The organism is Actinomyces sp. Marseille-QA0893 (assembly GCF_976954355.1).
Map to the genome: position 1 here is coordinate 492,932 of NZ_CDRJSY010000001.1, position 25,964 is coordinate 518,895.

At 58.5% G+C, this 25,964-nt stretch carries 27 protein-coding genes; 3 read left to right on the forward strand and 24 right to left on the reverse strand.

The features are described 5' to 3' along the window. Positions 1-11: 11 nt before the first annotated feature. From ACWNMW_RS02285 to ACWNMW_RS02315, 7 genes are all read right to left on the reverse strand, one after another. Entirely contained in the window at positions 12-713 is a 702-nt protein-coding gene (locus tag ACWNMW_RS02285) for a succinate dehydrogenase cytochrome b subunit (protein ID WP_034501369.1), read from the reverse strand. Positions 714-923: 210 nt separating this feature from the next. Continuing rightward, positions 924-1,427 (reverse strand): ribosomal protein S18-alanine N-acetyltransferase, encoded by a 504-nt coding sequence (gene rimI, locus ACWNMW_RS02290; RefSeq protein ID WP_448750863.1) that lies wholly within the window; start codon positions 1,425-1,427, stop codon positions 924-926. Continuing rightward, complete coding sequence (gene tsaB, locus ACWNMW_RS02295; protein ID WP_448750862.1) at positions 1,424-2,119, reverse strand: tRNA (adenosine(37)-N6)-threonylcarbamoyltransferase complex dimerization subunit type 1 TsaB; 696 nt, start codon at positions 2,117-2,119, stop codon at positions 1,424-1,426. Before tsaB ends, rimI begins: the two co-directional genes overlap by 4 nt. Before the next feature lie 9 nt (positions 2,120-2,128). Then, the gene (gene tsaE, locus ACWNMW_RS02300) at positions 2,129-2,683 is read right to left on the reverse strand and encodes a tRNA (adenosine(37)-N6)-threonylcarbamoyltransferase complex ATPase subunit type 1 TsaE (protein WP_449489901.1); all 555 of its coding nucleotides are present in this window, start codon (positions 2,681-2,683) and stop codon (positions 2,129-2,131) included. Beyond that, a complete protein-coding gene (gene alr / locus ACWNMW_RS02305) occupies positions 2,680-3,921 on the reverse strand; it encodes an alanine racemase (protein WP_449489902.1) in 1,242 nt (413 codons plus the stop codon). The genes tsaE and alr overlap by 4 nt, the downstream gene beginning before the upstream one ends. A gap of 25 nt (positions 3,922-3,946) precedes the next feature. Further along, positions 3,947-4,867 (reverse strand): ADP-dependent NAD(P)H-hydrate dehydratase, encoded by a 921-nt coding sequence (locus ACWNMW_RS02310; RefSeq protein ID WP_449489903.1) that lies wholly within the window; start codon positions 4,865-4,867, stop codon positions 3,947-3,949. A 30-nt stretch (positions 4,868-4,897) separates the two neighbouring features. Further along, on the reverse strand, positions 4,898-5,830 hold the full coding sequence (locus ACWNMW_RS02315) for a GRP family sugar transporter (RefSeq protein WP_449489904.1): 933 nt from the start codon (positions 5,828-5,830) through the stop codon (positions 4,898-4,900). A 142-nt stretch (positions 5,831-5,972) separates the two neighbouring features. Between ACWNMW_RS02315 and coaA the strand changes: the two genes are divergently transcribed. Next, positions 5,973-6,923 (forward strand): type I pantothenate kinase, encoded by a 951-nt coding sequence (gene coaA, locus ACWNMW_RS02320; RefSeq protein WP_034501363.1) that lies wholly within the window; start codon positions 5,973-5,975, stop codon positions 6,921-6,923. On the opposite strand, the gene ACWNMW_RS02325 is transcribed toward coaA, so the two are convergent. From ACWNMW_RS02325 to ACWNMW_RS02345, 5 genes are all read right to left on the reverse strand, one after another. Then, the gene (locus tag ACWNMW_RS02325; RefSeq protein WP_449489905.1) at positions 6,913-8,346 is read right to left on the reverse strand and encodes an alpha-L-fucosidase; all 1,434 of its coding nucleotides are present in this window, start codon (positions 8,344-8,346) and stop codon (positions 6,913-6,915) included. The two genes, coaA and ACWNMW_RS02325, sit on opposite strands and share 11 nt — an antisense overlap. Positions 8,347-8,366: 20 nt before the next feature. After that, positions 8,367-9,302, reverse strand: a complete 936-nt coding sequence (locus ACWNMW_RS02330) for a carbohydrate ABC transporter permease (protein ID WP_034501360.1) — start codon at positions 9,300-9,302, stop codon at positions 8,367-8,369. Further along, on the reverse strand, positions 9,299-10,210 hold the full coding sequence (locus tag ACWNMW_RS02335; RefSeq protein WP_314212242.1) for a carbohydrate ABC transporter permease: 912 nt from the start codon (positions 10,208-10,210) through the stop codon (positions 9,299-9,301). The genes ACWNMW_RS02330 and ACWNMW_RS02335 overlap by 4 nt, the downstream gene beginning before the upstream one ends. 74 nt (positions 10,211-10,284) lie before the next feature. Then, a complete protein-coding gene (locus ACWNMW_RS02340; protein WP_449489906.1) occupies positions 10,285-11,700 on the reverse strand; it encodes an extracellular solute-binding protein in 1,416 nt (471 codons plus the stop codon). Positions 11,701-11,824: 124 nt separating this feature from the next. Next, positions 11,825-14,668 (reverse strand): glycoside hydrolase family 2 TIM barrel-domain containing protein, encoded by a 2,844-nt coding sequence (locus ACWNMW_RS02345; RefSeq protein WP_449489907.1) that lies wholly within the window; start codon positions 14,666-14,668, stop codon positions 11,825-11,827. Positions 14,669-14,782: 114 nt separating this feature from the next. Here ACWNMW_RS02345 and ACWNMW_RS02350 point away from each other — a divergent pair, with 114 nt between their 5' ends. Both ACWNMW_RS02350 and ACWNMW_RS02355 read left to right on the forward strand, forming a co-directional pair. Beyond that, on the forward strand, positions 14,783-15,805 hold the full coding sequence (locus ACWNMW_RS02350) for a LacI family DNA-binding transcriptional regulator (protein WP_449489908.1): 1,023 nt from the start codon (positions 14,783-14,785) through the stop codon (positions 15,803-15,805). Between the two features lie 90 nt (positions 15,806-15,895). Further along, positions 15,896-16,828, forward strand: coding sequence for a hypothetical protein (locus tag ACWNMW_RS02355; RefSeq protein ID WP_295893654.1), 933 nt, complete (start codon positions 15,896-15,898; stop codon positions 16,826-16,828). 190 nt (positions 16,829-17,018) lie between these two features. On the opposite strand, the gene glmM is transcribed toward ACWNMW_RS02355, so the two are convergent. From glmM to ACWNMW_RS02415, 12 genes are all read right to left on the reverse strand, one after another. Continuing rightward, entirely contained in the window at positions 17,019-18,368 is a 1,350-nt protein-coding gene (glmM, locus tag ACWNMW_RS02360) for a phosphoglucosamine mutase (RefSeq protein ID WP_449489909.1), read from the reverse strand. Between the two features lie 176 nt (positions 18,369-18,544). Further along, positions 18,545-19,036 (reverse strand): 30S ribosomal protein S9, encoded by a 492-nt coding sequence (rpsI, locus tag ACWNMW_RS02365; RefSeq protein WP_156335125.1) that lies wholly within the window; start codon positions 19,034-19,036, stop codon positions 18,545-18,547. Between the two features lie 44 nt (positions 19,037-19,080). Then, positions 19,081-19,524 (reverse strand): 50S ribosomal protein L13, encoded by a 444-nt coding sequence (gene rplM, locus ACWNMW_RS02370; RefSeq protein ID WP_019126481.1) that lies wholly within the window; start codon positions 19,522-19,524, stop codon positions 19,081-19,083. Positions 19,525-19,749: 225 nt separating this feature from the next. Then, entirely contained in the window at positions 19,750-20,736 is a 987-nt protein-coding gene (locus tag ACWNMW_RS02375; RefSeq protein WP_449489910.1) for a tRNA pseudouridine synthase A, read from the reverse strand. After that, complete coding sequence (locus ACWNMW_RS02380; RefSeq protein ID WP_449489911.1) at positions 20,724-21,473, reverse strand: ROK family protein; 750 nt, start codon at positions 21,471-21,473, stop codon at positions 20,724-20,726. Before ACWNMW_RS02380 ends, ACWNMW_RS02375 begins: the two co-directional genes overlap by 13 nt. A 131-nt stretch (positions 21,474-21,604) precedes the next feature. Then, positions 21,605-22,186, reverse strand: a complete 582-nt coding sequence (gene rplQ / locus ACWNMW_RS02385; RefSeq protein ID WP_034501347.1) for a 50S ribosomal protein L17 — start codon at positions 22,184-22,186, stop codon at positions 21,605-21,607. A 41-nt stretch (positions 22,187-22,227) separates the two neighbouring features. Beyond that, positions 22,228-23,226, reverse strand: a complete 999-nt coding sequence (locus ACWNMW_RS02390) for a DNA-directed RNA polymerase subunit alpha (RefSeq protein ID WP_009408803.1) — start codon at positions 23,224-23,226, stop codon at positions 22,228-22,230. A 151-nt stretch (positions 23,227-23,377) separates the two neighbouring features. Next, entirely contained in the window at positions 23,378-23,785 is a 408-nt protein-coding gene (rpsK, locus tag ACWNMW_RS02395) for a 30S ribosomal protein S11 (protein WP_009408802.1), read from the reverse strand. A 55-nt stretch (positions 23,786-23,840) separates the two neighbouring features. Continuing rightward, entirely contained in the window at positions 23,841-24,215 is a 375-nt protein-coding gene (rpsM, locus tag ACWNMW_RS02400) for a 30S ribosomal protein S13 (RefSeq protein WP_009408801.1), read from the reverse strand. A gap of 141 nt (positions 24,216-24,356) precedes the next feature. Further along, positions 24,357-24,470, reverse strand: a complete 114-nt coding sequence (gene rpmJ / locus ACWNMW_RS02405; RefSeq protein ID WP_003790577.1) for a 50S ribosomal protein L36 — start codon at positions 24,468-24,470, stop codon at positions 24,357-24,359. 43 nt (positions 24,471-24,513) lie between these two features. After that, positions 24,514-24,735, reverse strand: coding sequence for a translation initiation factor IF-1 (infA, locus tag ACWNMW_RS02410; RefSeq protein ID WP_034501345.1), 222 nt, complete (start codon positions 24,733-24,735; stop codon positions 24,514-24,516). A 171-nt stretch (positions 24,736-24,906) separates the two neighbouring features. Beyond that, positions 24,907-25,887, reverse strand: a complete 981-nt coding sequence (locus tag ACWNMW_RS02415) for a type I methionyl aminopeptidase (RefSeq protein WP_449489912.1) — start codon at positions 25,885-25,887, stop codon at positions 24,907-24,909. Positions 25,888-25,964 lie beyond the last annotated feature (77 nt).

Here is a 25,964-nt window from a genome sequence, read left to right on the forward strand (position 1 = left end):
CAATGTCCTTGTCAGGAGATGTAACCGGCAACGATCGCCAGAGGAGGAAGCGCGAACATCAGGAAGATCAGGGCTCCGACCAAGCCGGAAACGATCTCCATGAACTTACGAGTTCCACCGCGGACCCATCCCAGCGACTGGAATGCTGACCAGAAGCCGTGGGAGACGTGAAGCGCTGCAAGACCGACGAAGATCAGGTAGACAACAACCATCAGCGGGCTGTGGAAGGTTGCAACCATGCGCTCGTAAGGAGTGGAGTCTGCAGCAAAACCGGTGCGGACCGTTCCCGTCGTGAAGTGCAGGATGTGGAAGACAATGAGGAAGAAGAGCAGGACGCCGGTCATGCGCATTGTGCGTGCGGCGTAAGCATCTGCCGCACTGCGCTTAACGACGTATGCACTGCGACGTGCACGGCGCGAACGCTTCCAGGTCACGGCAGCTGCCCAGATGTGGATGACCAGCATCAGGACCATTGCACCGCGGAACACCCAGATGAATCCGCCGTGGGGGAAGATCGGCACAAAGGCTTCTTCTTTCAGCCAGTGTGCGTAGTGGTCGTAGGCGTCTTGTCCCAAGAACATCTTGAGATTGCCATAGGAGTGGAAGAGCAGGAAGAGCACGAACACAATGCCGGAAATCGCCATCAGCTGTTTGACGAAAACCGTCGTGGTCCATGCGCGACGCTTCTTTGTTGCGACTGTTTGTGAGGCCATGAGATAAGCCTATGCTGAGGAAGCGTCACTTCGATGGGACCGGCGGCCCTCTTAGGAAAAAACCACCTCCCGCGTCAACGAAGTATTCCGGAAAACCTGAGGTTTTGAGGGACAAAGCGCACGAATTAGTCAGGAAAAAGACTCGTCACAGATTCGACAAAATCACCCTAAAATCCCGCCATTAAGGCAACATCCTTTTTCGTATTTTATTCATCGGACAATGAGCCGCATATTCAGAGCATCTTCACGCGGGTTGCGGAAGTAGCCTTTCGTCCGACCAACGACCTCAAAACCGGAATTCTCATAGAGAGAAATCGCAGCAGCATTGGACTCGCGAACCTCGAGGAAAACCCTTTCGCTCCCCCAACGACGGGCGACATCGATCAGGGCATCCATCAAAACGCGACCCAGTCCACGGCCTCGGAAATCGGGCAAAACACCCATGGTCATCACATCCGCGTCGATCCCCAGCGCGATTCCCGCATACCCGCATAAAACCGGCGTCGCGACCGCATCATCATTCACGCAGACACCGAAATACACGCTGCGACCCGAGCTCAGCTCTTGAGCGATCATCCCGGTCGTCCATGGGTCTTCGGGAAAAATCTCCTGCTCGAGAGTGACGAGAGCCTGCCGGTCCTCAATTCCGAGGACAAGAAGCTGCCCGCCAGAGGCCTCGGCTCTCTCGCGAGCAATAGATTCAAGCGAGGTCACATGCGCTCCGGGGCTTGGCCGTGAATATCGGGACGACGCAGGTAAAGGGGTTCGGTTCCTAAACGCTCTTCCTCCCCGCGAGCCAAGCGAGCGCGAACAATACGAACCATAACCGCGGGATCAAGCGGGAGCACCGGCCCCATCTCAGCACCAGCCAATACATCGGCACTGTGAGAAGGAATGGGAGCATCCGAGACTAAAAGCCCGGATTGCTCGCGAAGAGCTCCCCCAAGAGCGCGTGCAAATCCGACTTCGAGCTGGCCGATGAGACGCACGTCATCGGGGCCTTCAGCCACGAAATGACCCCAGTACAATTCCTTTCGCCTAGCGTCGGTGAGGGCGTAGACATGGGTATCGGGCGAGAGATGATCAAGAGCAAGTCGCGCAATAGCATCTAGACTGCAGACCCCGTACACAGGAATGCCAGCAGCTTTGGCAAAGACCCGCGCCGACACCAGGCCTGCACGCAAACCTGTGAAGGGAGCCGGCCCCGTTCCTACGCAGACGGCGTCTAATCCCGCGTGCGAGGCGTCAGCGGGAAGACCAGCGTCCTCGAGAGCCTCCAGCACGCAGGGGGTGATGGATTCAGCGTGGTGACGTCCTGACTCATTACGAGAAGCGCCGATCACTTGCCCGTCGCGAACGATGGAGACAGCGGTCACCCCAGAGGTATCAATACACAATTCGGTCATAAGTCGATCCTATTCCACGCTGGTTTTCAGCTCAGGAGCAAGCTCGTCGAAAACCCCATCCCAGCGGCTCGAATAGGGAGTGAAGGTAATAATTCGCTGCCCATCATCCATGCTTTCCAGGTCAACGACTCCACCGTCTAGTGAGGCCTCCCCGCCTTCTTCACGGCGCACCTCGATCTCGAGGCGGGAATCACTCATCGCCTCCGTCTTGCCTTCGCCCCACTCAACGACCGTGACCGCTTGGTCGATGGTTGAGTCCAAGTCCAGCGTTTCAAGATCGTCCAGGTCGCGGATCCTGTAGGCATCGGCGTGGATCAGGTCCGGACCGCCGACCAGTGAGGGGTGGACGCGCGCAACGATGAAGGTCGGCGAGGCAACAGTTCCGCGTACGCCGAGCCCACGCCCAATCCCCTGCGTCAGAGTCGTTTTTCCTGCTCCCAAGCCGCCTCGGAGCATGATGAGATCTCCGGCGCGCAGGTGATGCGCAAGTTCTTCACCCAAGTGGCGAGTCTGGTCAGCGTCACTCACGCGATAGCTGAAGTGGATAGTGCTCTTCTCGGTCATCGTTCCTCTTCGTAGTGATAGTTGCGGGGGATGCGCTCACCTAAACGCGTAACAATCTCGTAGTTGATGGTTCCCGCGTGAAGCGCCCACTTGTCAGCCGATGGGCATCCCTTTTCGGGATCGCCGAAAAGAAATGCTCGGTCGCCCACGTGGGCAGGCGGGCGCCCGCTGGCCGAGGTCGGCGTCCCCGCCTCGCCTTCGGCTGGACCAAGGTCAATCATGAATTGGTCCATACACACTCGCCCGACAATCTGCGTTGGGAATAATCCCCGCTCAGTTTCGACGACGACCGGCGCCCCGTTTGACGATGCCCGCAAAATCCCATCACCGTAGCCCAGCGGTACCAGCCCGATCCACCTGCGCGTCGGCGCCTGCCAGGTTCCTCCGTACGAGGCCGGGGTTCCTTCCTCGATCACCTTCACTGAGGTCAGTGGTGCACTGAGCGTCATTGCGGCCTCGACGCCCAGTTGACGTGCGCTTTTGACGGAGGGGTCAGGAGAGAGACCGTACATCCCGATTCCCGCGCGGACCATGTCGTAGTGGGTCTCGGGGTGCCATAAGATTCCCGAGGTCGCGGCAAGGTGACGAATTTGCGGACGCACACCTGCCTGGGCAAGAATTCGCAGTCCTTCTTCAAAGATCTTGACATGAGAGCGCGTTGATTCTTCACCCGAGGGGCTGGGGTCATCGGCACGCGACATGTGGCTCCAAGCACCCACGACTTCAATGAGTCCCTGATCCTGCGCTCCGCGAAGAGCCTGCGCTAATTCGGGAAGGTCGGCAAGAGTCGAACCTGCACGCGACATTCCTGTATCGATCTTGACATGCACTCGGGCGGGCCTGCCCAGCGCCCGTGCGGCTGCACATATCTCATCGAGCACCCACGTCCACGAGACTGACAGGTCAATATCCGCTTCGATTGCCGCGGTAAAGTCGGTACCGGTCGCAGAAATCCAGGCAAAAATCGGCGCGTCCTTACGCGCAATACCAGCCTCGTCAAGACCTGCACGAAGTTCGAGGGCTTCAGCCAATTGTGCAACGCCCAACCACTGTGCTCCCGCCTTCAACGAAGCAAGAGCGACGGGAATCAGGCCGTGACCATAGGCATTAGCTTTAACGATTGCCATTTGAATAGTCGTCGGCGAAGCGGCACGCAAGACAGCTAAGTTTCGCGCAATAGCGGAGAGATTTACTGAGGCTACAGACGGATAGCCTCGTCCAACTTCGGAAAGTTCCACTCCCCCAGTATCGCACCCTCGTCTATCAGGAACACAGCGGCCCTACGATATCTGGAACTTTGCGGGCAATATCGATGGCTTGGATGGGGCGGAAACACGCGTCCTCACCCATGCTGGCCTTCGCCCCTGCCCGCGAATGAACCCAAACTCCCGCTCCCGCGCACTCGCCGCACTCGGCCTCGGAAATGGTCGTACCCGGACTGCGGCGTTCCACGCGGGCTTGGTGCGCGGCCAAGGTTCCCGCGACAACCCCGGCGAGTACATCACCACTTCCAGCGACTCCTGCCCACGGAGTTTCCTGGGGGATTTCGACGGCGGTGATGCGCCGCTGCCCCTGGCTGTACTGGCCATAAACACACAGGGTGCGAGCACTCTTAAGAACAACAACCGCATCCGTTAGTTCCACCAGCGCTCGTGCCGCTCCAAGAGGATCGGCATCGACCTTCGCGCGCGTCGTCTCTTCCCCAAGTTGGGAAAGCAAGCGCGCGGCCTCGCCGTGGTGCGGGGTGAGGATTGTGCGCGACAAGCTTCTACCGCGTTCCTTCCCATAAGCCACGAGGCCCGCGACCGCGTCGAGTGCACCGGCATCGATCACCAGTGGGAGCTTGGAATCGATACAAAAACGAGCGAGTTCCACGCAGTCCTCGCGCCTGTCAGTATCGCATCCAGGACCGACGAGGCCCGCTTGAATCCTTCCACCGACGGTGACAACACCGGGAACATGCGCCAGCACCAGGTCTTCTACCCTGCGCGGGGCGTTCAAACGCACCATCCCCACACCGGTCTGCGCGGCGGCGAAAGAAGCAAGAAGCCCGGCCCCGGGATAGGTATCAGAGCCCGCGACTACTCCAACAACGCCTCGGCGATACTTATCGTCGCTGGGGCCAGGAGTGCGAAAGTAGGCGCGTGCTTGTTCCTGAGAGAAGGCAAGAGTGTCCGGTGTCATGAGCGTATTCTTTCACGCCCGGTGCCAACCTCAGCTGAAGGAACGAGCAACACCCACCATGATGACGCCGATGACCATGATGACAACGCCAATGATGGTCCAGCGCATCTCACGACGCGTGCGCGTCTCGTGGAGAATCAAAATTCCGCCGAAAGTCTGAATAATGACGCCCATCTGCGACAGAGGGAAAGCAACCGCGACGCCAAGAAGTGAGGAGGAAACCTGGGTTAGCAAAATCGCGGCTCCCCACATCATGCCGGGGATCAATTGGCGAAGAGTGAGCAGACTCCAGCGATTGTCTTCCTTGCCCAGTTGAGGCGAAAGCGCAGGGATCGTTGCGATGAGGCCGACAAGGAAGTAACCGACCGATTGGGGAAGGATCACGGAGCGGCCATCCAAACCAAAGCCTTGAACAATCAGCAGGTAGGCGACAAGGCAGGAGGTCGAGATCACCAGAAGAATTGTCCCGCGCTTCCAATCAACGTTTTCGTCGGCAGCTTCCTCTGTCTTTTCAGTCTTGGAGATGAAGACCACGCCCAGGGTGAGAAGCGCGATAGAGCTCAGTGCAAAGACAAGTGCAAGGCCATGGTTCATCTCACCGAAGAGAATGATCCCGCCCAGGCACATGAAGATAATCTGGCCCGCAGTCGTCAGCGGCATGGTGCGTGAAACACCGAGCACCTTCAGACAGAGAATTTGGAGATACTGCCCGAATCCAAGGATCAAGCCTGAAAGGAAGGAAATGAGCAGGGTCTTGGTTGTCCAATGAACATCAATGAAGGGGGTTGCCAGCGCCGAGAAGAGGAAGGCACCTCCCAAAGTTCCCAGGGTCTTCTGCCGATCATCGCCGCCTTGAGCGACAAGGACGATGGACATAAAGCCAAGGAAAAGAGCCGGGAGCAAAGCGACGAAGTAGTCGATCACGACATACTCACTTTCTGGTGCGTCAATTGGTGCAACCAAGGAATTATGTTTTCAGGCTAGTGGACAATCAAGTAAACACAAGGGGCAAGATCCCTATCTGGGCTGCGCGATAGATAACAATTTGGCGCACAACTAGCCCTAAATCGTGTGCGTCGCACAGCAAATTGCGACAATGAAGACCGTGAGTGAAATCAACAACACCGAAGAATCTCCCTTCGACTTTTTCTCCCGCGACCAGTGGGATCGACTCGCCGACAGATCTCCTCTCCCACTCACACACACTGATCTTTCGCGTTTAGCATCCCTTGGCGACCCCATCGATATTGCCGAGGTCGATGCGATCTACCGACCATTGACCGCACTGTTGCAGCTCTACGTGGAAGGACACCGACGCGTTGAGCACGAGCGTTCGCATTTCCTCACGCGCTCTCACCAGGCTCCTGTCCCCTTCATCATCGGGATCGGCGGCTCAGTTGCCGTTGGAAAATCTACTGTCGCCCGCCTCTTACGTTTCCTCTTGTCCCGATGGGAAAAGACCCCGCGAGTTGATCTGATCACGACAGATGGTTTCCTTTTCCCCAATGCGGTTCTCCGTTCCAAAGGCTTGCTTGGGCGAAAAGGTTTTCCCGAGTCCTACGACCGCCCAGCGCTCATTTCTTTCCTCTCGGCGGTGAAGTCGGGGATGCGTAATGTTCAGGCTCCCGTCTATTCACATGTCGTTTACGACATCGTCGAAGGCGAGAGCGTTGTCGTAGACTGCCCGGATATCCTCATCGTTGAAGGACTCAATGTCCTCCAACCTCCCAAGTGGGGACCAGGAGTCATGCCGATCGCAGTCTCCGACTTTTTTGACTTCAGCATCTACGTGGACGCCAACGCTGAGCACATCCAGCAGTGGTACGTTGATCGTTTCCTCACCCTGCGCCAGACCGCGTTCACCCGCGAGGATTCCTTCTTCCGCACCTACGCTTCCTTAACGGACGCTCAGGCCGAGGCCACTGCTCGCTCGATTTGGGAGGAGATCAACCTCCCGAACCTTTTGGAGAACATTGCTCCCACCCGTGAGCGCGCAACGATGATTTTCACCAAGGGAGCGGATCACCGGGTCGAGTCACTGCGCCTTAGAAGGTGAGCTCTACTCCCACCGCATAGCGCAGATCAGTCTGCGGAATCACGAGGCGTGATGAACCTTCGCGCGCCTCGACGATGACCCCTTCCTCGCTTCCGAGGATCCGTGCGCTGTGTACCTTCCCGGGGACCTCAAGCCAGGTTGACGCAAGACCCGCAGCGGCGAAGGTTGCCTCCTCAAGCGAGAGGTCCGCGGCCTCGTCAGCCGATGGAGCCGGGGGCATTCCGAAGAGGAAGACGCGAGCCTCACTGTCCTTTGGGTGGGTCGCGTACCAAGACCAGCCCTCTTGCGCGCGTACCGAGGTGATCGGTGTCCATGGACGGGTCGCGTAGATTCCTCCACCGTTGACGCTTAAGAAATCGCCGAGTTCTCCGAGGCCTCTTGAAATCCACGAGGACATCCCTCCGCGAGCGTCAGGACCGATCCCAATGAGATAGTTCCCGCCTCGCGACACGATCGCCAAGAGGTTGGAGATGATATGACGCATGGGCTTGATCGGTTCTTCGGGACGCATCGAGCACCACCCGCGAGTCATGGTGATGCATGATTCCCAGGGGTAGCGTCGAATATCGTCCGGAATTTCCTGCTCGGGGGTTCGGTAGTTTTCGTTCACCCCATGGACTTCTCGGTCAACAACCAAGATATCGGGCTGGAGACGGCGTGCATTCTCAGCGATCTCATCGATATCAATCGGTTCATCTGGTTCGCGAACCCAGCCGGCATCGAGCCATAGCACGTTGATGCGCCCGTAATTGCGCAAGAGCTCGTCGATTTGATTGTGGGTGTAGCGAACGAAGGAATCCCACTTTGCGCGGTGTTTTTCGATATCGAAGTTGTGGTAGCGATCAGTGATGGCGCGAGCGCGATCCCAGTACCCCGGGTGGTTCCAATCAGCCTTGGAGAAATAGACACCCGTTTCCATGTTGTGAGCACGGAAAGCATCGAAAATTTCACGGACGATGTCGCGACCAAGACCGGATTCTTCGCTGGTCGACTTAAAGTTCGAGAAGTCCGTGTCGTACATGGCGTAACCGTCATGATGTTTTGTCGTAAAAACGACGTAACGCATTCCAGCATCGGCGCATGCACAGGCCCATTCCTCGGCGTTGAAGTCATCCCCCGTAAAGGAGCGAGCTTGGTCGCAGTACCACGAGTGGTATTCCTCGTCGCTCCCCTTCCAGTCCTCGGGCGGATCAGTGAATCCACCCAAATGCTGACGATGTAGGGACCAGGAGCCATCTTGGCCGATGTGAGAGAAGATCCCCCAGTGGATGATGACACCGACCTTGTGGTCCCTCCACTGCTCAAGCGCGGCGACGGTGCGTGGGTTCGTTGGCCAGATGTACCCGGGATCCGGGTATCGACGCAGCGCGCCCGCGGCTTCTAGTGCATCGGGAGCAAAATCTTCGCTCAGTTCGTCACTCATTGGTGTGTGCCTCTATCGGTCTAGAACTTCAATCCACCGTCTTCGATTCCACGGAAGAAGTACTTCTGCGAGAAGGCGAAGACCACAACGACAGGTACCAGTGCAACGACCGCGCCAGCCAGGACCAATTGATAAGTCGTTCCCTGAGCAGAGTTTTGGATTGCGGTAAGTTCCAGCATCAAAGTGTGCTTGTCGTTGTCGACCAGCATGAGTAGTGGGAAGAGGAAATCCGACCAGGCGCCAATGAAGGAGGTCAGTCCCACGACCGTGAGAGTTCCACGTACTTGAGGAAGGAAGATCCTCCAGAAGCGCGCCCACTCTCCTGCCCCATCAATCAGTGCTGCATCTTCAATTTCTTCGGGGATTCCAAGGAAAGCTGCGCGCATCATGAGGATCTGGAAGGGGCCAATCATGGCGACCATCCACACACTGGTCAGGGTCTTGTACGTGCCGATGGACACCATCATCGAGTACAGCGACAGCATGATTGATTCGAAGGGGAAGATCATCGCAGAGAGGACGACGAAGTACATGATGTTCCGACCGGTCCATCCTCGCCGCGAGAGCATGTATCCGCCCAAGCAGGACAAAATGATGTTAGAGATGACCGTCAGCGTTGCGACGATCACCGAGTTCCCAATCGCGCGCAGGATCGCAGTTTGCTTAAACAGTGTGCTGAAAGCTGCAAGCGACCACGTCTGTGGGAAGATCGTGGCACCTTGACCGAACACCGACTCTCCCGGAGCTTTGAATGCTGCAAGGAGAGGAAGCAGAAGCGGTCCCACCATGAGAATCGCGACGACGACCAGCGTGATGTAGCGCAGGACAAGGCGAGAACCTTTGAGCTGGCGCGATGCAACGTTGCGCGATTGGTGCTCAAGCTTGCGAGCCTTGCGCCAACTCGCGAACTTTGACGAGGCCGTTGCTGGACTGGTTGAAGAAACTGCGGTGCTCATTGGTCTTCAGCCTTCCTCTGGAGTTTCTGGGAGGCGATGATGAATCCGAAAGTGATGAGGAAGAGGCAGACCGAGGCTGCATCGCCCTTACCTAAAGACCCATATGTTGGATCGGTCCAGTCTCGGATGTACATGGTCAAGGTCTTTGTCGGGGAGGCACTTCCACCAAGGAGGTAGACCTCGGTGAAGATCTTGAGGCATCCAATGGTTGTGAGTGTCGCGACCAAGAACATCATGACTTTGACGCCCGGAACCGTGACGGTGAAGAAACGACGGACGCTTCCTGCCCCGTCAAGTTCGGCGGCCTCGTAGAGGGATTTATCGACGTTCGCAAGAGCGGACAAGTAGAGAATCATGTAGTAGGGCAAGCCCTGCCACAGGGTAATGAGCATCGCGCAAAAGAGGATGAGCCATTGGTTTGAGAGGAATGGGACCGTATCCATTCCCCACGAGGTCAAGAGGTTATTTACCGGTCCTCTTTCATTGAGCAGGTAGCGCCAGGCCAAAGAAATGACAACGAGCGAGGAAACCGCAGGCAGGTAGTAGAGCGCGCGGAAGAATCCGATGCCCGGAACATAGGACTTGACTAGGAGCGCAAGGAGAAGAGGGAGAAGAACCATCAGAGGGACAACGCAGACCGCGTAGATCAGCGAGTTGCGAAGAGAACCCCAAAATTCCGCGTCGTTCAGAACGTAGGTGTAGTTCTCGATCCCGATGAAGGGACCAATTTTTCGCAGCGGTTTTGTTTTTGTGAAAGAGACGAAAACCGTTGTAATGAAGGGATAAATGTAGAAAGTAATAATGGCCAAGACCGGGAGTGTAATCCAGATCCACGGCATCCATCCCGGGCGGAAACGCGCGGCCCCATTTAGAGATCGGCTTGGGGCACGTCCTGTACGCGACGACATTGTCAGGTCCTTCGGTGCTGTTCAAGGGTTTTGCCGGGGCGAAACCGTCATGTTTCGCCCCGGCAAGGGTTAGATCATTCGCCCAGAGCCTTGAGCTTCTTGTTCATCTGATCTTGTGCAGTCTTCAGAGCGGTCTTGGGGTCGACCTCTCCGCGGATTGCCTTGTTCACATTCTCAACCAGGCTGTCCTGAACAGCACCGGTGGTGTAGAAGACGTCGGTGTAGGCCTCGGCGTCCTTTGCAGCCTTTGCGGCTTCTTCGTAAGCGGCCTTGAAGACCGGGTCGTTAGCGATCTCCGGCGGGTTGGCAACGAGCTTGTCAAGAGCGCTTGTTGCTGCCGGGAAGATGATCGCACCACCGTCGTGGGTCCATGCGTATTCGTTCTCAGCGTTGGTGATCCACTCGGCGAACTTCATTGCCAAAGGAGCGTTCTTGGTCGAGACGGATACGCCGATGTACTGCCCTTCGAAGACCGGCTTGATTCCGGGGTTGGTCGGGAAGGGGCCGACACCGGTGTTGTTGTAGACGGTCGCGTTGTTTGCCTTGACGGACTTGAGGAAGGAAGCGTTCGGGGTACCGAATGCGAGGTTTCCATCGGCGTATGCCTTGCCCGGATCGGGTTCGCCGGTCAGTGAGTCCTTCGGGATTGCACCGCTCTTGTAGAGCTCGGAGAGGCGGGTCACATACTTGATGGCCTGCTCATTGTCAGCAAAGTTGAACTCGGTCTTGTCAGCATTCATCAGGCTGACACCCATGCCGTGCAGCTGGGCGGTCATGTACCACTGCGGGGAGCCGTAGATACCGTAATCGCCCTTGCCGTCCGCTCCGACCTTAGCGGCGTAGTCAAACATCTCTTCCATGGTCTTGGGAGAAGTGTTTTCATCCAAGCCTGCACGCTTGAAAACTTCCTTGTTGTAGGTGGTGATGTAGGGGCCGAAGTACCACGGAAGTGCGGTGTGGTGCTTGTTTGCGCCCAGCTCGGTCGAGTCCCAAATGGTCTTGACGAACTTGTCACCAATACCGGGAGCCTTCACATCGAAGTCCATGAGGAGGTTGGACTTGGACAGGGCCAGGATGGTGGAGGAAGGAACGTTCACAACGTCTGCCATCTGGCAATTGGTTGCCTGAGCAGTGATGGTCTGGTCGAATTCGGCGCCACCTGCCTGATCAGTCCACTTGATCTTGACACCGGGGTTAGCGTCCTCAAATTCCTTGATCTTCTTGGTGAAGAAGTCGCCGAAGTCGGTCTTGAGGCCCTGGGTCTGGAAGGTGATTTCGCCTTCGACCTTCGAGGTGTCGATCTTCGAATCATCGAGATTCGTTGCAGGGATATCACAGGAAACATCGGGCTTGGGGATCGAACCCGATGCGGATCCACCGCTTGCAGAACTTGAGGAAGAGTCGCTGCTGCCGTTCGAGCAGGCGCTCAATCCTAGAGTGCTCACCATGGCCAAGGCGACGACGCCAGCGGCCATCTTTTTCTTCAACATGCGAAACCTCCATTGGTTCGTGTCGTAGATCGATATGAATACCGAATCACTAACTATCTCGTGTTAGTTGATAAGCCTAGGCTACCGTCGAGAACCTAGCTTTATGTTGCTCAGCGGATAATTGTTATAGATCCGTTACACAAACAATGAATTCGCTGGTCAGCGGATTCATCCGTGCACCGAATTCGGGGCGCGCATCAGGGCCACACGAGCGAGTCCCGATGCCATCTTGAATGGCATCAAGCCAGACAAAAGTCCGATTCGAATCCGGCAAATCTTCCCAGTGCCCGGCCTGTGCAAGTTCTTGTTCACTCCACGGCGAGGCGCTCCACCCCACCTCGCTTCGAGGAACGATCGTGAGCGCACGACCTTCCCCACGCAGCTCGAGGACCTTCAGTCCCGGTCGATGCCCGCCTTCTTGAGGCTTGACGCCCACATCCCATAGCTCCTCGAGCTTCGCGCACCCAAACCCATCTGGATTGACGCCAGGCATATCCGCATAAGCGATATCCGTCTCCCCTACCCACGAGGCCGTCCACCCCGTTCCGGGGATGCGCAGACGAACCCCTGCGCGAGGAATGCGCTCGGGCCAGTGCCCGAAGGGGGTCATTTCAACCTTGACGGTGAGGCAACTTCCCGGCAGTGCAGCACCCGCAGATGCGCCTCCGGTTTTTCGGTCTACGGGAGTGAAACTCCAGCGAGCCTCAAGCCCAAACTGCGCGGCCGGTGGCGCCCAGCGTTCAATCAGCACTCGCGTTCCGTGCTCACAAGAGCTTCCGTGCCAGGTCCTGCGCAGAAGGTGCAAACGCGCCATTTCCCATCGCTGGGCGTGAGAGACTCCCCATTGCCCGGTCCCTGTTCCCAGCGGCCCTAGATCATCAGAAGAAATCCCCCAGTAATCGACGGGACCACGACCGCGATCATTGTCCGTCGGTGCTCGATAGACACTAATCTCCATCGAGATCGGAAGCCCGCCCACGGACTCCATGCGCCCACGATCATCAAACACGGCGCCACACTCGGCCTCGTCAGGGGGAAGGAGGGAAGAAGCTGCGAGGGCCAGACCACGCAAGCGCTCCTCAGCCTCGCCACCCGATTTCTGCGCACGCTCTCGCAGGATTGGCGCATCAGGTGCGAGCGCGCGAATCCATGCCCAAGTCCCCGCATAGGGACGCGAAAGCGCATCAACCAAGCCGTCGCAAACGAAATTCCCATCGTGGACGTCCTCTCCGAAATCGCCGCCGTAGGCAAGAGCTCGCCGCCCATCAGGAAGAGTGCGCCACAGCGCATGGTCACGCCACTCCCAGACGAAGCCTCCAGCGTGGCGAGGATGGGTCATTTGCTGGGCATAAGCGGCGGCTCCACCGGGGCCGGTTCCCATCGCATGAAGGTACTCGCACATGATGTAGGGAGCACTGCGAATACGTTCTTTCGCGGCGTCATCCACAGCCGCACTTGCATGGCTTGGGACAGCAACCGGCGCATGCTTGTCTGCATCGTCAAGCACCGCCACGACTTCTTCAAGCGTCGGATACATCCGCGAGTAGATATCGACGTACTCCATTGCGTGGTCGCCCTCGTAGTGGACGATCCCGCGCCCGCGGGTGCGTTCGTGGAGCCAACGTGCGGCCGCTGCCAAGTTACGTCCCGTTCCAGATTCGTTCCCCAGGCTCCAGCAGAAAATGCTGGCGTGATTCTTGTCGCGCTCAAAGGCGCGTTCGGTGCGGTCAAGGTAGGAGGCTTCCCACCGCAAGTCGTCGGAGGGATTATCGATCCAGGTACGGTTCCCCTCGAAACCGTGGGTTTCGATATCTCCCTCGAGCATGACCCACAGCCCAATTTCATCGGCCAGATCAAGAAGGCGCGGGTGAGGCGGGTAATGGGAGGTTCGGATCGCGTTGATTCCCATCGACTTCATGAGTTCAAGGTCGGCGCGCGCGAATTCTTCGCTGAATACTCGCCCTTCGTCGGCGCGAATTTCATGGCGATTGACACCATTCAGCTTCAGTGGCTGTCCATTAGCGTGCAGCACGCCATCAACGATTTCGATTCTCCGGAAACCGAGGCGTAGATGGCGCTCTTCCGTTGTGCGACCACCCTCCCCCACCGCTTGCACGCGCGCGGCGTAAAGTTTCGGGGATTGCGGGCTCCACGGCTGGACAGTTCCGAGGCCGATGTTTTCGCTCCGGTAGCGCCCATCCTCCCCTCGCGCGAGCGTGAGCACTGAGGTACCGAGGCCCTCGATGTCCAGATTCGCTTCAAGCGTTTCGCTTTGCGCTCCGCGCATCCTCAGCTCGAGGGCCGCAAATCCTTGCCCGGCCTCGTAATCGGTGTTGATCCACAGATCCTCAATGGAGAAATCGGGAAGGTATCGTAGTGAAACTGAGCGGAAAACTCCGGGAAGCCACCACTGATCCTGGTCCTCAAGATAGGATCCCGCGCTGAACTGATGGACGCGAAGAGTCACCGTATTTTCACCGGGGACAAGCGCCTGGGTGATGTCGAATTCATGGGCGAGGCGTGAACCGCGAGCCATTCCGATCCATTGCCCGTTGACCCAGACAATGATCTGGGATTCAACGCCTTCGAAGCGCAGGCGGATCTGGCCTCCCGAGGAAAGCCACGACTCTGGACACGTGAAACGCCGCGAATAGTCGCCGACAGGATTATCTTCCGGGGGGAAAGGCGGATCCACAGGGAAGGGGAAATCAACGTTGGTATAGGCGGGGGCACCCCAACGGCCTTCTCCTCTGAGAACCCAGTGGCTTGGGACATCGATCGTCTCTTCGCCTGATACACAGGGAGAGGGAGATGCCTCTTCGGGATTCGCACCGGGATTGGGATCAACGCGGTGATAGGTGAAGGCCCAGCGGCCATCGAGGCTCATCTGCCCTGGATCATCAGCGAAATACGCACGAGCAGGAGAAAGTGCTCCCACACAGGGCGCGTATGAGGGCATAATTTTCATGATGAGCCTTTCAGGTGAGTCAACATTGAAACTCCTTGCAGTACACAAAGACTAACACGTTATAGTTGTTGTGTTAACGCACTTTTATTCCATCGCAGATCCGGAGCAGAAAGAATGGAACGAGCAACGCGGGCCGATGTTGCCCGAGCAGCAGGAGTTGCTCCTTCGACGGTTTCTTTGGTACTGAACGGCCGCGGACCGGAAGTGAAGATCGCACCAGCAACAATTCAGAGAGTCCAAGATGCAGCGCGAGACCTGAACTATATTCCTAACGCTGCTGCACGTTCACTTCGGCGAGGCAGTTCTCGCCTGATCGCCCTACTCATGGCAGAACTCCCAGATAATCCTTTCGTTCCCGTCGTTCACACGGTTCTCACAACCGCCATGATCGAAATCCAAAAGCGCGGATACTTACTTCTTCCACTCTTCCAATCAAGCAACGACCCCTCAGATGCGCAGACAATTCGCTCCGTCTTAGGGGACACACAATTAGCAGGGGTCATCCGGGAAACGACCTCCGCAGAAAGCTTCACATCGACGCTTCTGGCAAACCTTGGCATCCCGATCGTTGCAATGTCGATGATTAATACGGAAGACACTCAAGGGGCCAGTGCCCTCGTGAGCATTGATGAATGCGCAGGGGTGAAAGAAATCCTCAGTGAGCACCTGAACGTGGGCAAGCGCGGACACGCAGTCTTTCTTGCGGGACCGAATACCAATCACTCACGCCAGCTCCCCCTTGAGGAAGCCTTCGGCACAGGTTTCACTTTGCTTTCGCTTCCCGATTGGGACGCGTCGACCGCATACCAGGCATCCCTGCGTCTTCTCTCAGACAACCCAGATATCACTTTGATCGCCGTCGCCGATGACTCGCAGGCACCGGGCGTGTTCCAAGCCGCCGCCGATCTTGATCGCCGCGTTCCACAAGACCTTTCCATCCTGGGATTTGGTAATCAAGAACCCGCGAGCAGCCAAGCCCTCGGCCTCACAACCGTCGAGTGGCCGCTGCGTGAAATGACGCAGGGCGCCGTTGAGGCGATGATTTCGGCGATCGAAAAGCCTCGCAAAGTTAAGAAAGCTGAGCGGCTCATCGTCCCCACTCGCGCGGTTTGGCACTCTTCTGTCGCTCGTCTTTAGAGCGACAGGCTTTCCTCCACCACATCAGCCAGGCGCGAGGCTACGCCATCCACCCGGTCTGTCGGCCGCCATACCCTGTAGAATGACCCCATGGATCCCGAATACGTCGTCAATACATCCCTGCCCTATCTGACGAGCAAGCTCGAAGACGCCGGCCTCACGGTTCAGCTTGGCTTCAACAAAACCGAGCGCACAATGTTCCTCCTCCTCAACGATTCCGTGAAGTGCGGCATTAATCAACTCATCAACGAGCTGCTAGATGCGGAACCGGACGCGCACCACGATCTGATGGATCCGTGGGTTCCGTACCTCATCGAGCGGACACGCATCGACGAAACCATCCTGAACAAACCCGACGAGCTACGTCGACTCATACGCACCGAGTTCTGCACTGCCGACGCTGTCGCACACCCGCAGTTTTCTTACGCCCGCCAATACCCCGGCGGCCTCGCGCTGACGCTCAGCCTCGACTGCCCGACACCCCTGTTCAGGCTGAAAGACGAACAGCTGGCCCAATGCCCCCTGAGCATCGACGAGCTCTTCCATTGCGCACAAAAGAACACCGACGACCTCCCCATCGAGCGCATCCAGCAGTTCGGGCCCTTCACCTGCCTGTCGGCGCAATCCCCGTTTGTCACGGCGAAGGCCGCGAACATACCCGCGCTCATGTCGCGTTTCCTCATCCAGGCACCGCACGGCCTGTTCTTTACGATCCCGGCGAACCACATGATGTACTACGCCCCCGCCGACCCCGCGAACATTTCGAAGCAGCTCTGGGATCTCGCGATCTTCGGCCGCGTCCCCGTCCTCACCACGACCAAGCAGCGCCCGGAGGCTGTTGTGAGCCGCGACATCTTCTACTACTCGCCGGAAGGAACGTACGAGCCGATCACGCAGGGCGATAACCCGGCCATCCAGGAGTTGTTCACGAATCAAGACATCGACGCCGAGACCGTGCGCACCTGCGTCGATCAGTACCTGTCCCCCTCCCCCGCTTTCCGGGCGCGATTCGACTTGCCCTAGTCGCGAGTCCGACGCGAGGGACGCATCGGAGGATCCTCGACATGACGCAGGGAGGGGCGGATGCCAGTTGACATCCGCCCCTCCCGCTTGAGTGCACCCCGCTCCGGGTGTCTCCCACACGCTCACAAAATGCGGGAGCAACACCCAGAAGCGACGCCGTTACTCGCCGAGGCCACAGGCCTCAGCCGTTTCAGAGCGCCAAGTTTTCCTTCACGACATCAGCCAAACGCGAAGCCACACCATCGGCTTGGGACTGCGTTGCGGCCTCGACCATGACACGGACCAAAGGTTCGGTACCGGAGGGGCGAAGCAGGACGCGACCAGTATTGCCCAGCACGGCCTCGGCAGCGGCAACCGCTTCCTGAACAGCCGGGTCGGTATTCGCGCGCGAACGATCCACTCCCCCAACGTTGATGAGCGTCTGAGGAAGGCGCTTGATGAAGCTGGTCAGGTCGGCCAGATCTCGGCCAGATTCCTTCACCATGCGTGCCAACAGCAGCGAGGAGAGAATACCGTCGCCGGTGGTCGCGTACTTCTTTGCGATGATGTGTCCGGACTGCTCGCCGCCCAGGGAGTAGCCGCCCTCGAGCATCGCTTCGAGCACGTAGCGGTCACCAACTCCGGTCTGAACCGTCTGAATACCTGCTTCTTGCATGGCGAGAATCAAGCCGAGATTCGACATGACCGTGACAACCAGAGTGTCCTTGGCAAGCTGGCCCTCATCGCGCATATGCACAGCCAGGGCGCCCATGATCTTGTCACCATCAACGAGATTTCCGTGGCGGTCAACCGCAAGGCAACGGTCAGCGTCACCATCGTAGGCAACGCCGAAATCGGCCTCGGAGGCAACGGTCAGAGCCTGTAGCTGCTCGGGGTGGGTGGAGCCGGCCTTGTCATTGATATTGCGACCATCGGGAGCCGCGTTAATGACAACGGCATCCGCACCCGCCTGACGGAAAGCCTCGGGAGCAAGGAAAGACGCACCGCCATTTGCACAGTCAACCGCAATTCGGAGGCCATGAAGGTCGGTACCCAAGGACGTCATCAGGTGCTCGATGTAGGACTTTTCCGCCCAGTCATCATCGTATTCGACCTCACCAACGGCGGCGCCTGTGGGACGATCCCAAGGAGTATTGAGGAGTTCTTGGATCTGGTCCTCGACCTGGTCAGGGAGCTTGTAGCCGCCGTGCGCGAAGAACTTGATGCCATTGTCGGGCATGGGGTTGTGCGAAGCGGAGATCATGACGCCCAGATCGACTGAGGACGACGCCGTCAGGTGGGCAACAGTCGGAGTGGTGACGACACCGACACGGACAACGTCCATTCCGGCGCTTGCCAGGCCCGCCGCCAGTGCGTGGTCGAGGAATTCGCCGGAGATACGCGTATCGCGACCGATGATGGCTTTTGGTTTGTGTCCCGAGGCCGGGCGTCCCTGAATCGTCAGGCGAGCTGCCGCTTCACCCAGTTCCAGTGCGAGGGGCGCGGTCAAATCAACATTTGCCAGTCCGCGTACGCCGTCAGTTCCGAACAACCTGGTCATCGGGGTTCCTCCCGCTCGAAAATTAATCCACCGCTATTCTAGCTGCTCACTGTTCACTCAATCGATTGACCAGCAAGCAACATTGCAGGAAAGCAAGCAGAGAACAGGCATTCCGAATACAAAAGGTGTGGCCCCAATCTTCCGATTGGGGCCACACCTTGAAGTAAAGGCGAAGATCAGCGCTTCGAGAACTGCGAAGCCTTGCGTGCCTTCTTGAGGCCTGCCTTCTTACGCTCGACAGCGCGGGCGTCGCGGGTCAGGAAGCCAGCCTTCTTCAGTGCGGGGCGGTTCGCGTCACGATCGATCTCGTTCAGTGCGCGGGAGATGCCCAGGCGCAGCGCGCCGGCCTGGCCGGAGATGCCGCCGCCATTGATGCGAGCGATCACGTCGAAGCGACCGTCGATATCGAGCAGGGTGAAGGGGGACTTCACGAGCTGCTGGTGCAGCTTGTTCGGGAAGTAATCTTCAAGAGTGCGTCCGTTAATGGTCCACTGGCCGCTGCCGGGAACCAGGCGAACACGGGCAACGGCTTCCTTGCGGCGGCCAAGGCCCGCGCCGGGCGCGGTGATGGACTGACCAGCACCAGCAGGCGCTGACTCAGTCTCTGTGGTGTAGGAGCTGGGGACAACTTCCTCATCCAGCTCAAGAATCTCGGTGGTCTCAGCCACAGTTCTCCTCAGTGCAGTTCGTTGGGCTCAGAAGCGCGACGCGCTCACTGGGCGACCTGGGTGATTTCGTAGGGAATCGGCTGCTGGCCGATGTGCGGGTGCTCAGCTCCGGCGTAGACGTGCAGCTTCTTGAACTGCGCGCGGCCGAGGCTGGTGTGAGGAAGCATGCCACGGACTGCCTTCTCAACTGCGCGTTCAGGACGCTCAGCCATGAGATCGCGATAACGTGTTGCGCTCAGACCACCGGGGCGACCGGAGTGGCGGTAGGCCATCTTCTGGTCAAGCTTCTTACCGGTGAGGGCAACCTTGTCCGCATTGATGATGATGACGTAATCGCCCATATCAAGGTGAGGGGCAAACGTCGGCTTGTGCTTCCCACGAAGGATAGCGGCAACTTGAGCCGCAAGGCGGCCGAGGACGACGTCAGTGGCGTCGATGACGTACCACTGCTTGTCGGCATCCGCCGGCTTAGGTGAATAGGTGCGCACGGGCGTAACCTTCAATTCTTTCTGTCATGGGGCCTAGCATCGAATATTCAACGCACCGGCCCGCTATGAAACGGTTCCGCGAGGCATCAGCCGAATTTCTTCTCCGGCGAGTGGGAAGGCACCGAAGGTCCAGCTGACGCACAGCACCTGCTAGTCTATGCGTCCGCGGCACTCCGGGTCAAAGCGCAGACCAGAGTGTGGCTTATTCCTCAAATCGTTTCTTGCTCAACCAGCACAGCAATTGCCACCCATCGCCCACTCTTCAACGCTTCCATCGAAGGCAAAGCCGCGAATCCTGCGAGTGCGGTGAACCTGCGCACTCCACTCGGCCTCGTCGGGGTAGCTCACGGATTCCAAAGTCAGCCCGTGGGCGTGGGCAATCGGTGCCGCGTCTTGGCGCGAGGCCTTCTCGAGCAGCTGCGCGGGCCACGTCTCCTCGCGCGCTCCCCTACCGACTTCAATAAGAGCACCGACAAGGGATCGAACCATAGAGTGGCAGAAGGCATCCGCGCGCACGTGGCACTCAAGGACGCCGCTCCCCTCGGCCTCGGGAATAATACCCAACTCACGTAGTTCGCGAATCGTCGTCGCCCCCTCACGCGGGCGGCAATACGCGAGGAAGTCATGCTCACCCAGTAGTGGTTGCGCCGCGCGGTTCATCGCCTCGATATCGAGAGCGTGGGGGACCTCGCACACGTCCCAGCGCCGAGCCAAGGGAAGCTGCCCCTCGGGGGCGAGGCGATACGTGTAGGAGCGCTCAAGGGCAGCAAAGCGCGCGTCGAAGTCTGAACTGACGACCCTCACCCGATCAATGCGCACATCGCTGGTTCCTCGAGGGACCTTCAGTCCACTGCCGATTGCGAAGTCAACATAGGCGCGCCCCAAGAGGGAGTTCACTCGCCGCTGGAGAGCTTCGGCGCATGCCGCGCTTAGTTCCCCTTCGTCGCTAGGTTGGTTTTTCTCCCTCACGAGGCCGTGGAAGGCTTGCGCGGAGCAGTCAAAGTGCGCAACCTGGTGACGCGCGTGCACTCCCGCGTCGGTCCGCCCTGCGACGGTGAGCGTAATGGGGTGGCGAAGAATCGTCTCAAGGGCAAGGGTGAGAACTCCTTGAACAGTGCGCAGGCCATCTTGAGAGGCCCAGCCGTGAAAGAAAGTCCCATCGTAGGCGAGGTCAAGACGGATCCTCAGCGAGGCAGATTCTAAAGCTCCCACGAGCGCACTCCCCCGATAATTCCCGCGTCGTTGGGGACGATGATGACATCGTCCCCAAGCTTTTCGCGTTGCGAAGGAACAATGCGCTTTGAGTTTCCCCCACCCAAATAGAGGCGATCCCACATGTACATGGGGCGCAGGCCCTCAACGACGCGGCGGACGCGGCGTGACCAGTGCATATCGCCCAAGCGCAAGCGTTCATGCTCGCCGATGTAGTCGTCGTAGGTGAGTCCCCAGCGAATCGGCCCCTGGGAGACTTCAACGTGTGGGGCAAGGCGTCCGCCGTCAAAAACAGCGTTTCCAAGACCCGTGCCCAAAGTGATAATCATTTCGAGGCCTCGGCCGGTCACAACACCCGCACCCGCGACTTCTGCATCATTGAGGACTTTCGTGGGGAGGCCCAACGCCTTCTCCAACGCACCTGCCATATCAAAGTGATCCCACAAGGTGACAAGTTCAGGGACAACGCGAGAACGGGGACCATCTTTGGTGATGTAGTGCGGAGTGGCGATGACAATGCCGTGGCGAATCATTCCCGGCATTCCAAGGGTGACTCGATCGGCAGCCGGAAGCTGCGAGGCCAATTCGACGACAGTGTCGACCAAGAGCTGCGGGGGAAGAGGATAGGGAGTCGGAGTGCGTTTGGGCGGAGCGACCATTGTTCCAAGGGAATCCAATACGGATGCTTTGATTCCGCCGCCGCCACAGTCGACAGCCAAGGTCATCTTACGAGTCATACGTACAGGCTACAGCCACCACCGATTTTCATCCTGAAGAGGCAAGAAATACAGGGGAAATAGGCATAGCACAAGGGCCGGGCACCACAGTTGTGGTGCCCGGCCCCGAAAAGTCGCTTACGCGAGCGTGGTCACTTCTCTTCTTCGACCTGCTCGGCGGCGTCAGCTTCTTCGCCGGCCTCGGCTGCGATTTCTTCAGCCTCGTTAGCCTTGGCGAGGTCGCCTTCTTCACGAGCCTCTTCGGCGCGCTCTGCTGCTGCTTCTGCGGCTTCCTCAGCTTCTGCTGCAACTTCGGCAGCAGCGGCCTTTTCGGCAGCCTTCTCAGCAGACTTCACGACTGCCTTCTTCTCGACGGCCTCCATGCAGAACTCAATCTGCATCATGGGGGCATTGTCGCCCTTGCGGTTGCCCAGGCGGGTCAGACGGGTGTAGCCGCCCTTACGCTCGGGGTCAAGAGCAGGAGCAATGACGTCGAACAGGGTGTAGAGCGCATCGCGGTCGGTGATAACGCGTGCAACGGTACGGCGAGCGTGGATGTCGCCGCGCTTTGCCTTGGTCACGAGCTTCTCAACGAAGGGGCGCAGGGCCTTAGCCTTGGCCTCGGTCGTGGTCAGAGAGCGGTGTTCAATGAGCTGAGTCGCGAGGTTCTTGAGGATCAGCTTCTGGTGTGCCGGGCTTCCGCCCAGACGAGCACCCTTCTTGGGGGTGGGCATTTTGTCTCCTAGGAATTTATGCGTCCACCGGACGCAGCATGTCAGATGGACTGGTCGTCGCTGAAGTGGATAGACCCGGATTCGCTGGCCTCACCGGAGGGCAGGACGGAATCCTTCAGGGTCATACCAAGGGTTGCAAGAGCTTCCTTGATTTCTTCAATCGACTTCGTTCCGAAGTTGCGAATGTCAAGCAGATCCGCCTCGGAGTGAGCCACGAGCTCGCCAACAGTGAGGATTCCGCGGCGACGCAGGGCGTTGTAGGAACGCGACTGCAGGCCGAGGTTCTCAATGGGCAGCGCGAGGTCGGCAGCGAGAGTGGCATCGGTGGTCGAGGGACCAACTTCAATGCCTTCGGCTTCCTCGTTCAGTTCGCGCATCAGACCAAAGAGCTCAACCAAGGTCTTGCCAGCGGAGGCAACGGCGTCACGCGGGGTGATTGCCGGCTTGGTTTCGACATCGATGATCAGGCGATCGAAGTCGGTGCGCTGCTCAACACGCGTTGCCTCGACCTTGTAGGTCACCTTGACAACGGGCGAGTAGATCGAATCGATCGGGATGCGGGAAATCTCAGCCTGAGGGTCCTTGTTCTGAGCTGCCGAAACGTAGCCGCGGCCACGCTCAACAGTCAGCTCGATCTCCAGCTTGCCCTTTTCGTTCAGGGTTGCCAGGTGCAGATCGGGGTTGTGAATCTCAACGCCGGCCGGAGGGGTGATATCCCCTGCGACGACCTCTCCCGGGCCTGCCTTGCGCAGGTACATGACAACAGGCTCGTCATTCTCGGAGGAGAGAACGATCTGCTTGATGTTCAGGATGATCTCGGCGACGTCTTCCTTCACGCCCTCGATCGTGCGGAACTCGTGAGGCACTCCATCAATGCGGATGGAGGTCACAGCAGCGCCGGGGATCGACGAGAGCAGGGTTCGGCGCAGGGAGTTACCCAGCGTGTAGCCGAAACCGGGCTCAAGGGGCTCCAGGATGAAACGGGAGCGCAGTTCGCTGACCTTCTCTTCGGTCAGGATGGGTCGCTCTGCAATGAGCACGTCTTAGTCCTTTCTTCCCGGCGCCCGCCATATGACGCCGGATAGGGGTCCCGCATTGCGGGGAAAAAGGTAAGGACGAGGCCACGGATTCTTTTGTGATCCCGCCCAGACGTGGGGGGTGGATTTCCGTCGGATTTCCACCCTCCGGGGCTCAGACGCGACGACGCTTCGGGGGACGAGCGCCGTTGAATGCCTGGGGCGTCACGTCCTGGATCGAGCCAACTTCCAGGCCAGCAGCCTGCAGCGAGCGGATCGCGGTCTCACGGCCGGAGCCGGGACCCTTCACGAAGACGTCGACCTTCTTCATGCCGTGCTCCTGAGCGCGACGCGCGGCAGCCTCGGCGGCAAGCTGAGCAGCGAAGGGGGTCGACTTACGCGAACCCTTGAAGCCCACCTGACCGGAAGAGGCCCAGGAGATCACTGCACCGGTGGGGTCAGTGATAGAAACGATAGTGTTGTTGAACGTCGACTTGATGTACGCGTGTCCGTGAGTAACGTTCTTTGAAATCCGGCGGCGCGGCTTGCGTCCAGCGCCGGAACGAGTGGTCTTTGCAGCCATTACTTTCAGTTCCTTCGAAGTCGTGTTGTATCAGTCCACACAGGACTGAGTGGCTTTACTTAGCCTTCTTCTTACCTGCAACAGTGCGCTTGGGGCCCTTGCGGGTACGCGCATTGGTCTTGGTGCGCTGACCGTGGACCGGCAGGCCACGACGGTGACGAAGTCCCTGGTAGGATCCGATCTCAATCTTGCGACGGATATCTGCCTGAACCTCACGACGCAGATCGCCTTCCACCTTAAAGGTGTTCTCGATGTATTCGCGCAGCTTGACGAGGTCTTCCTCGGTAGCATCCTTCACGCGAAGATCGGGGCTCACGCCGGTGGCCTCGAGGGTCTCCTTGGCGCGGGTGCGTCCAACTCCATAGATGTACGTGAGCGCGATCTCCATACGCTTTTCGCGAGGGAGGTCGACGCCGGCAATACGTGCCATGTTTATGCTCCAAATTGTTCATCGGAGGTCGTCACCACTCCTCCCGGGTGAGCCACCCGGCCCCGGCCTCCGAACCGAGGGTCGCGCAAGCGCGTGTGGAATGATGCTGCCGGATTGCTCCGGCGTTTTCACAGCGAGGGATCAGCCCTGACGCTGCTTGTGCCTGGGGTTGTCACAGATGACCATGACGTTGCCGTGGCGACGAATCACCTTGCACTTGTCACAGATCTTCTTGACACTCGGCTTGACCTTCATGGTGTGTACCTCCGCTACCCGCGGGTAGCTTGTGTCGGTTTGTTCACTTGTAGCGGTAGACGATACGGCCTCGGGAGAGGTCGTAGGGGCTCAGCTCGACGACCACACGGTCCTCGGGCAGAATGCGGATGTAGTGCTGACGCATCTTGCCGGCAATGTGGCCAAGCACGATGTGTCCATTGCTCAATTCCACGCGGAACATCGCATTCGGCAAGGCTTCGACAACCGTGCCTTCGATTTCGATGACGCCGTCCTTCTTCGCCATATCCTCCGTCTATCCTCTACTACTTTTTCGGAATCGGGCGGCCACAGGCCGCTCGGGATGGTCTTTGAAAACAGGCATACTGATCCCAAAGACACGTCCAAGGGTCGAGCCTACGCTATTTGAGGCCCTCTTGAAAAGCCGGAGACAATGTCTATCGCCTCACGCTTAATGTCAGTCGAGGCTGACCGGGGTCACGCCGAAGGGCGCTAAGCCAGCCACTCCCCCATCGATCGCACTGAGAATACTGATGCCATCGTCGAGGATCGCCACGGTATGCTCCCACTGGGCGGCATCGGAACCGTCAACCGAACGCACGGTCCAGTCATCGTTTTCTGTCAGGGTCTCAATATCACCGGTCGTCAGCATCGGTTCCACAGCAAGAACCATTCCCGGACGCAATTTCGGCATGAGTCCGCGCACGCGATAGTTCAGAACCTCCGGGTCCTGATGCATCTTTGTTCCGATGCCGTGCCCCGTGAAGTCCTCGATAATTCCCGCTTCCCAGCCCAGGTCTTCCGCGCGTTCAGCGACGACGCGTTCCACGGCCTCGCCGATCGCGCTTACACGCTTACCGTGCGCGACGGAAGCAAGCGCGGCCCACAAAGCCTCGCGCGTCACCAGGTCCAGCTCACGCCTGCGCGCGACGCTCCCCTGCTTCGATACCACTGCCGAGGCCTCGTCCGGCGAGGACGCACCTGCTGTAGGAAGCGCGCCACCCCAGCGCTTGCCTGCTCCGGGGCCTTGGTGGCGGCGCACCCAGGTGCTGGCGAAGTCCTCGTCGCTCGTGAATTCGTCGCCAATGACCAAGGTGAAGGCAGCGTCACCGTGCCACTGCTGGCCAGAGCGCTCGAGCCATGCGCCACAGTCAAAGCTCACGATGTCGCCCGCGGCAAGCTTGTACTTTCCTGGGATGCCATGGACGATAACGTCATTGGGGGAAATACATACGGTGGCGGGATAACCGTAGTAGTTGAGGAAATTCGAACGAGCACCACAGCGGCGGATCGCGTCGGCGCTCACTTCGTCAAGTTCAGCTGTCGTGATACCAGGGCGTGCTGCTTCACGCAGGCTGCGGTGAATTTCTGCGACGACAAGTCCAGACTCACGCATCCACTTCATCTGGTCGCGAGTTTTGTATTCAATGCGGGACATGCTGTTTCCTTCAGATAAAAATTATGGGGCGCGATGGTCGTTTGCCACCGCGCCCCAGTTTTGCGTCAACGCCACAT

What these genes read in the sequence shown, in the direction of transcription:
- ACWNMW_RS02330 (WP_034501360.1), bottom strand. Translation starts at nt 9,302, where the DNA reads ATGAGCACCGCAGTTTCTTCAACCAGTCCAGCAACGGCCTCGTCAAAG.
- rpsM (WP_009408801.1), bottom strand. Translation starts at nt 24,215, where the DNA reads ATGGCACGTATTGCCGGCGTCGACCTCCCTCGCGAAAAGCGTATGGAG.
- ACWNMW_RS02345 (WP_449489907.1), bottom strand. Translation starts at nt 14,668, where the DNA reads ATGAAAATTATGCCCTCATACGCGCCCTGTGTGGGAGCACTTTCTCCT.
- ACWNMW_RS02325 (WP_449489905.1), bottom strand. Translation starts at nt 8,346, where the DNA reads ATGAGTGACGAACTGAGCGAAGATTTTGCTCCCGATGCACTAGAAGCC.
- ACWNMW_RS02415 (WP_449489912.1), bottom strand. Translation starts at nt 25,887, where the DNA reads ATGTCCCGCATTGAATACAAAACTCGCGACCAGATGAAGTGGATGCGT.
- rplQ (WP_034501347.1), bottom strand. Translation starts at nt 22,186, where the DNA reads ATGCCCACCCCCAAGAAGGGTGCTCGTCTGGGCGGAAGCCCGGCACAC.
- glmM (WP_449489909.1), bottom strand. Translation starts at nt 18,368, where the DNA reads ATGACCAGGTTGTTCGGAACTGACGGCGTACGCGGACTGGCAAATGTT.
- ACWNMW_RS02340 (WP_449489906.1), bottom strand. Translation starts at nt 11,700, where the DNA reads ATGTTGAAGAAAAAGATGGCCGCTGGCGTCGTCGCCTTGGCCATGGTG.
- ACWNMW_RS02335 (WP_314212242.1), bottom strand. Translation starts at nt 10,210, where the DNA reads ATGTCGTCGCGTACAGGACGTGCCCCAAGCCGATCTCTAAATGGGGCC.
- tsaB (WP_448750862.1), bottom strand. Translation starts at nt 2,119, where the DNA reads ATGACCGAATTGTGTATTGATACCTCTGGGGTGACCGCTGTCTCCATC.
- ACWNMW_RS02350 (WP_449489908.1), top strand. Translation starts at nt 14,783, where the DNA reads ATGGAACGAGCAACGCGGGCCGATGTTGCCCGAGCAGCAGGAGTTGCT.
- rpsK (WP_009408802.1), bottom strand. Translation starts at nt 23,785, where the DNA reads ATGGCTGCAAAGACCACTCGTTCCGGCGCTGGACGCAAGCCGCGCCGC.
- tsaE (WP_449489901.1), bottom strand. Translation starts at nt 2,683, where the DNA reads ATGACCGAGAAGAGCACTATCCACTTCAGCTATCGCGTGAGTGACGCT.
- ACWNMW_RS02310 (WP_449489903.1), bottom strand. Translation starts at nt 4,867, where the DNA reads ATGACACCGGACACTCTTGCCTTCTCTCAGGAACAAGCACGCGCCTAC.
- rpmJ (WP_003790577.1), bottom strand. Translation starts at nt 24,470, where the DNA reads ATGAAGGTCAAGCCGAGTGTCAAGAAGATCTGTGACAAGTGCAAGGTG.
- ACWNMW_RS02380 (WP_449489911.1), bottom strand. Translation starts at nt 21,473, where the DNA reads ATGACTCGTAAGATGACCTTGGCTGTCGACTGTGGCGGCGGCGGAATC.
- ACWNMW_RS02355 (WP_295893654.1), top strand. Translation starts at nt 15,896, where the DNA reads ATGGATCCCGAATACGTCGTCAATACATCCCTGCCCTATCTGACGAGC.
- infA (WP_034501345.1), bottom strand. Translation starts at nt 24,735, where the DNA reads ATGGCGAAGAAGGACGGCGTCATCGAAATCGAAGGCACGGTTGTCGAA.
- ACWNMW_RS02285 (WP_034501369.1), bottom strand. Translation starts at nt 713, where the DNA reads ATGGCCTCACAAACAGTCGCAACAAAGAAGCGTCGCGCATGGACCACG.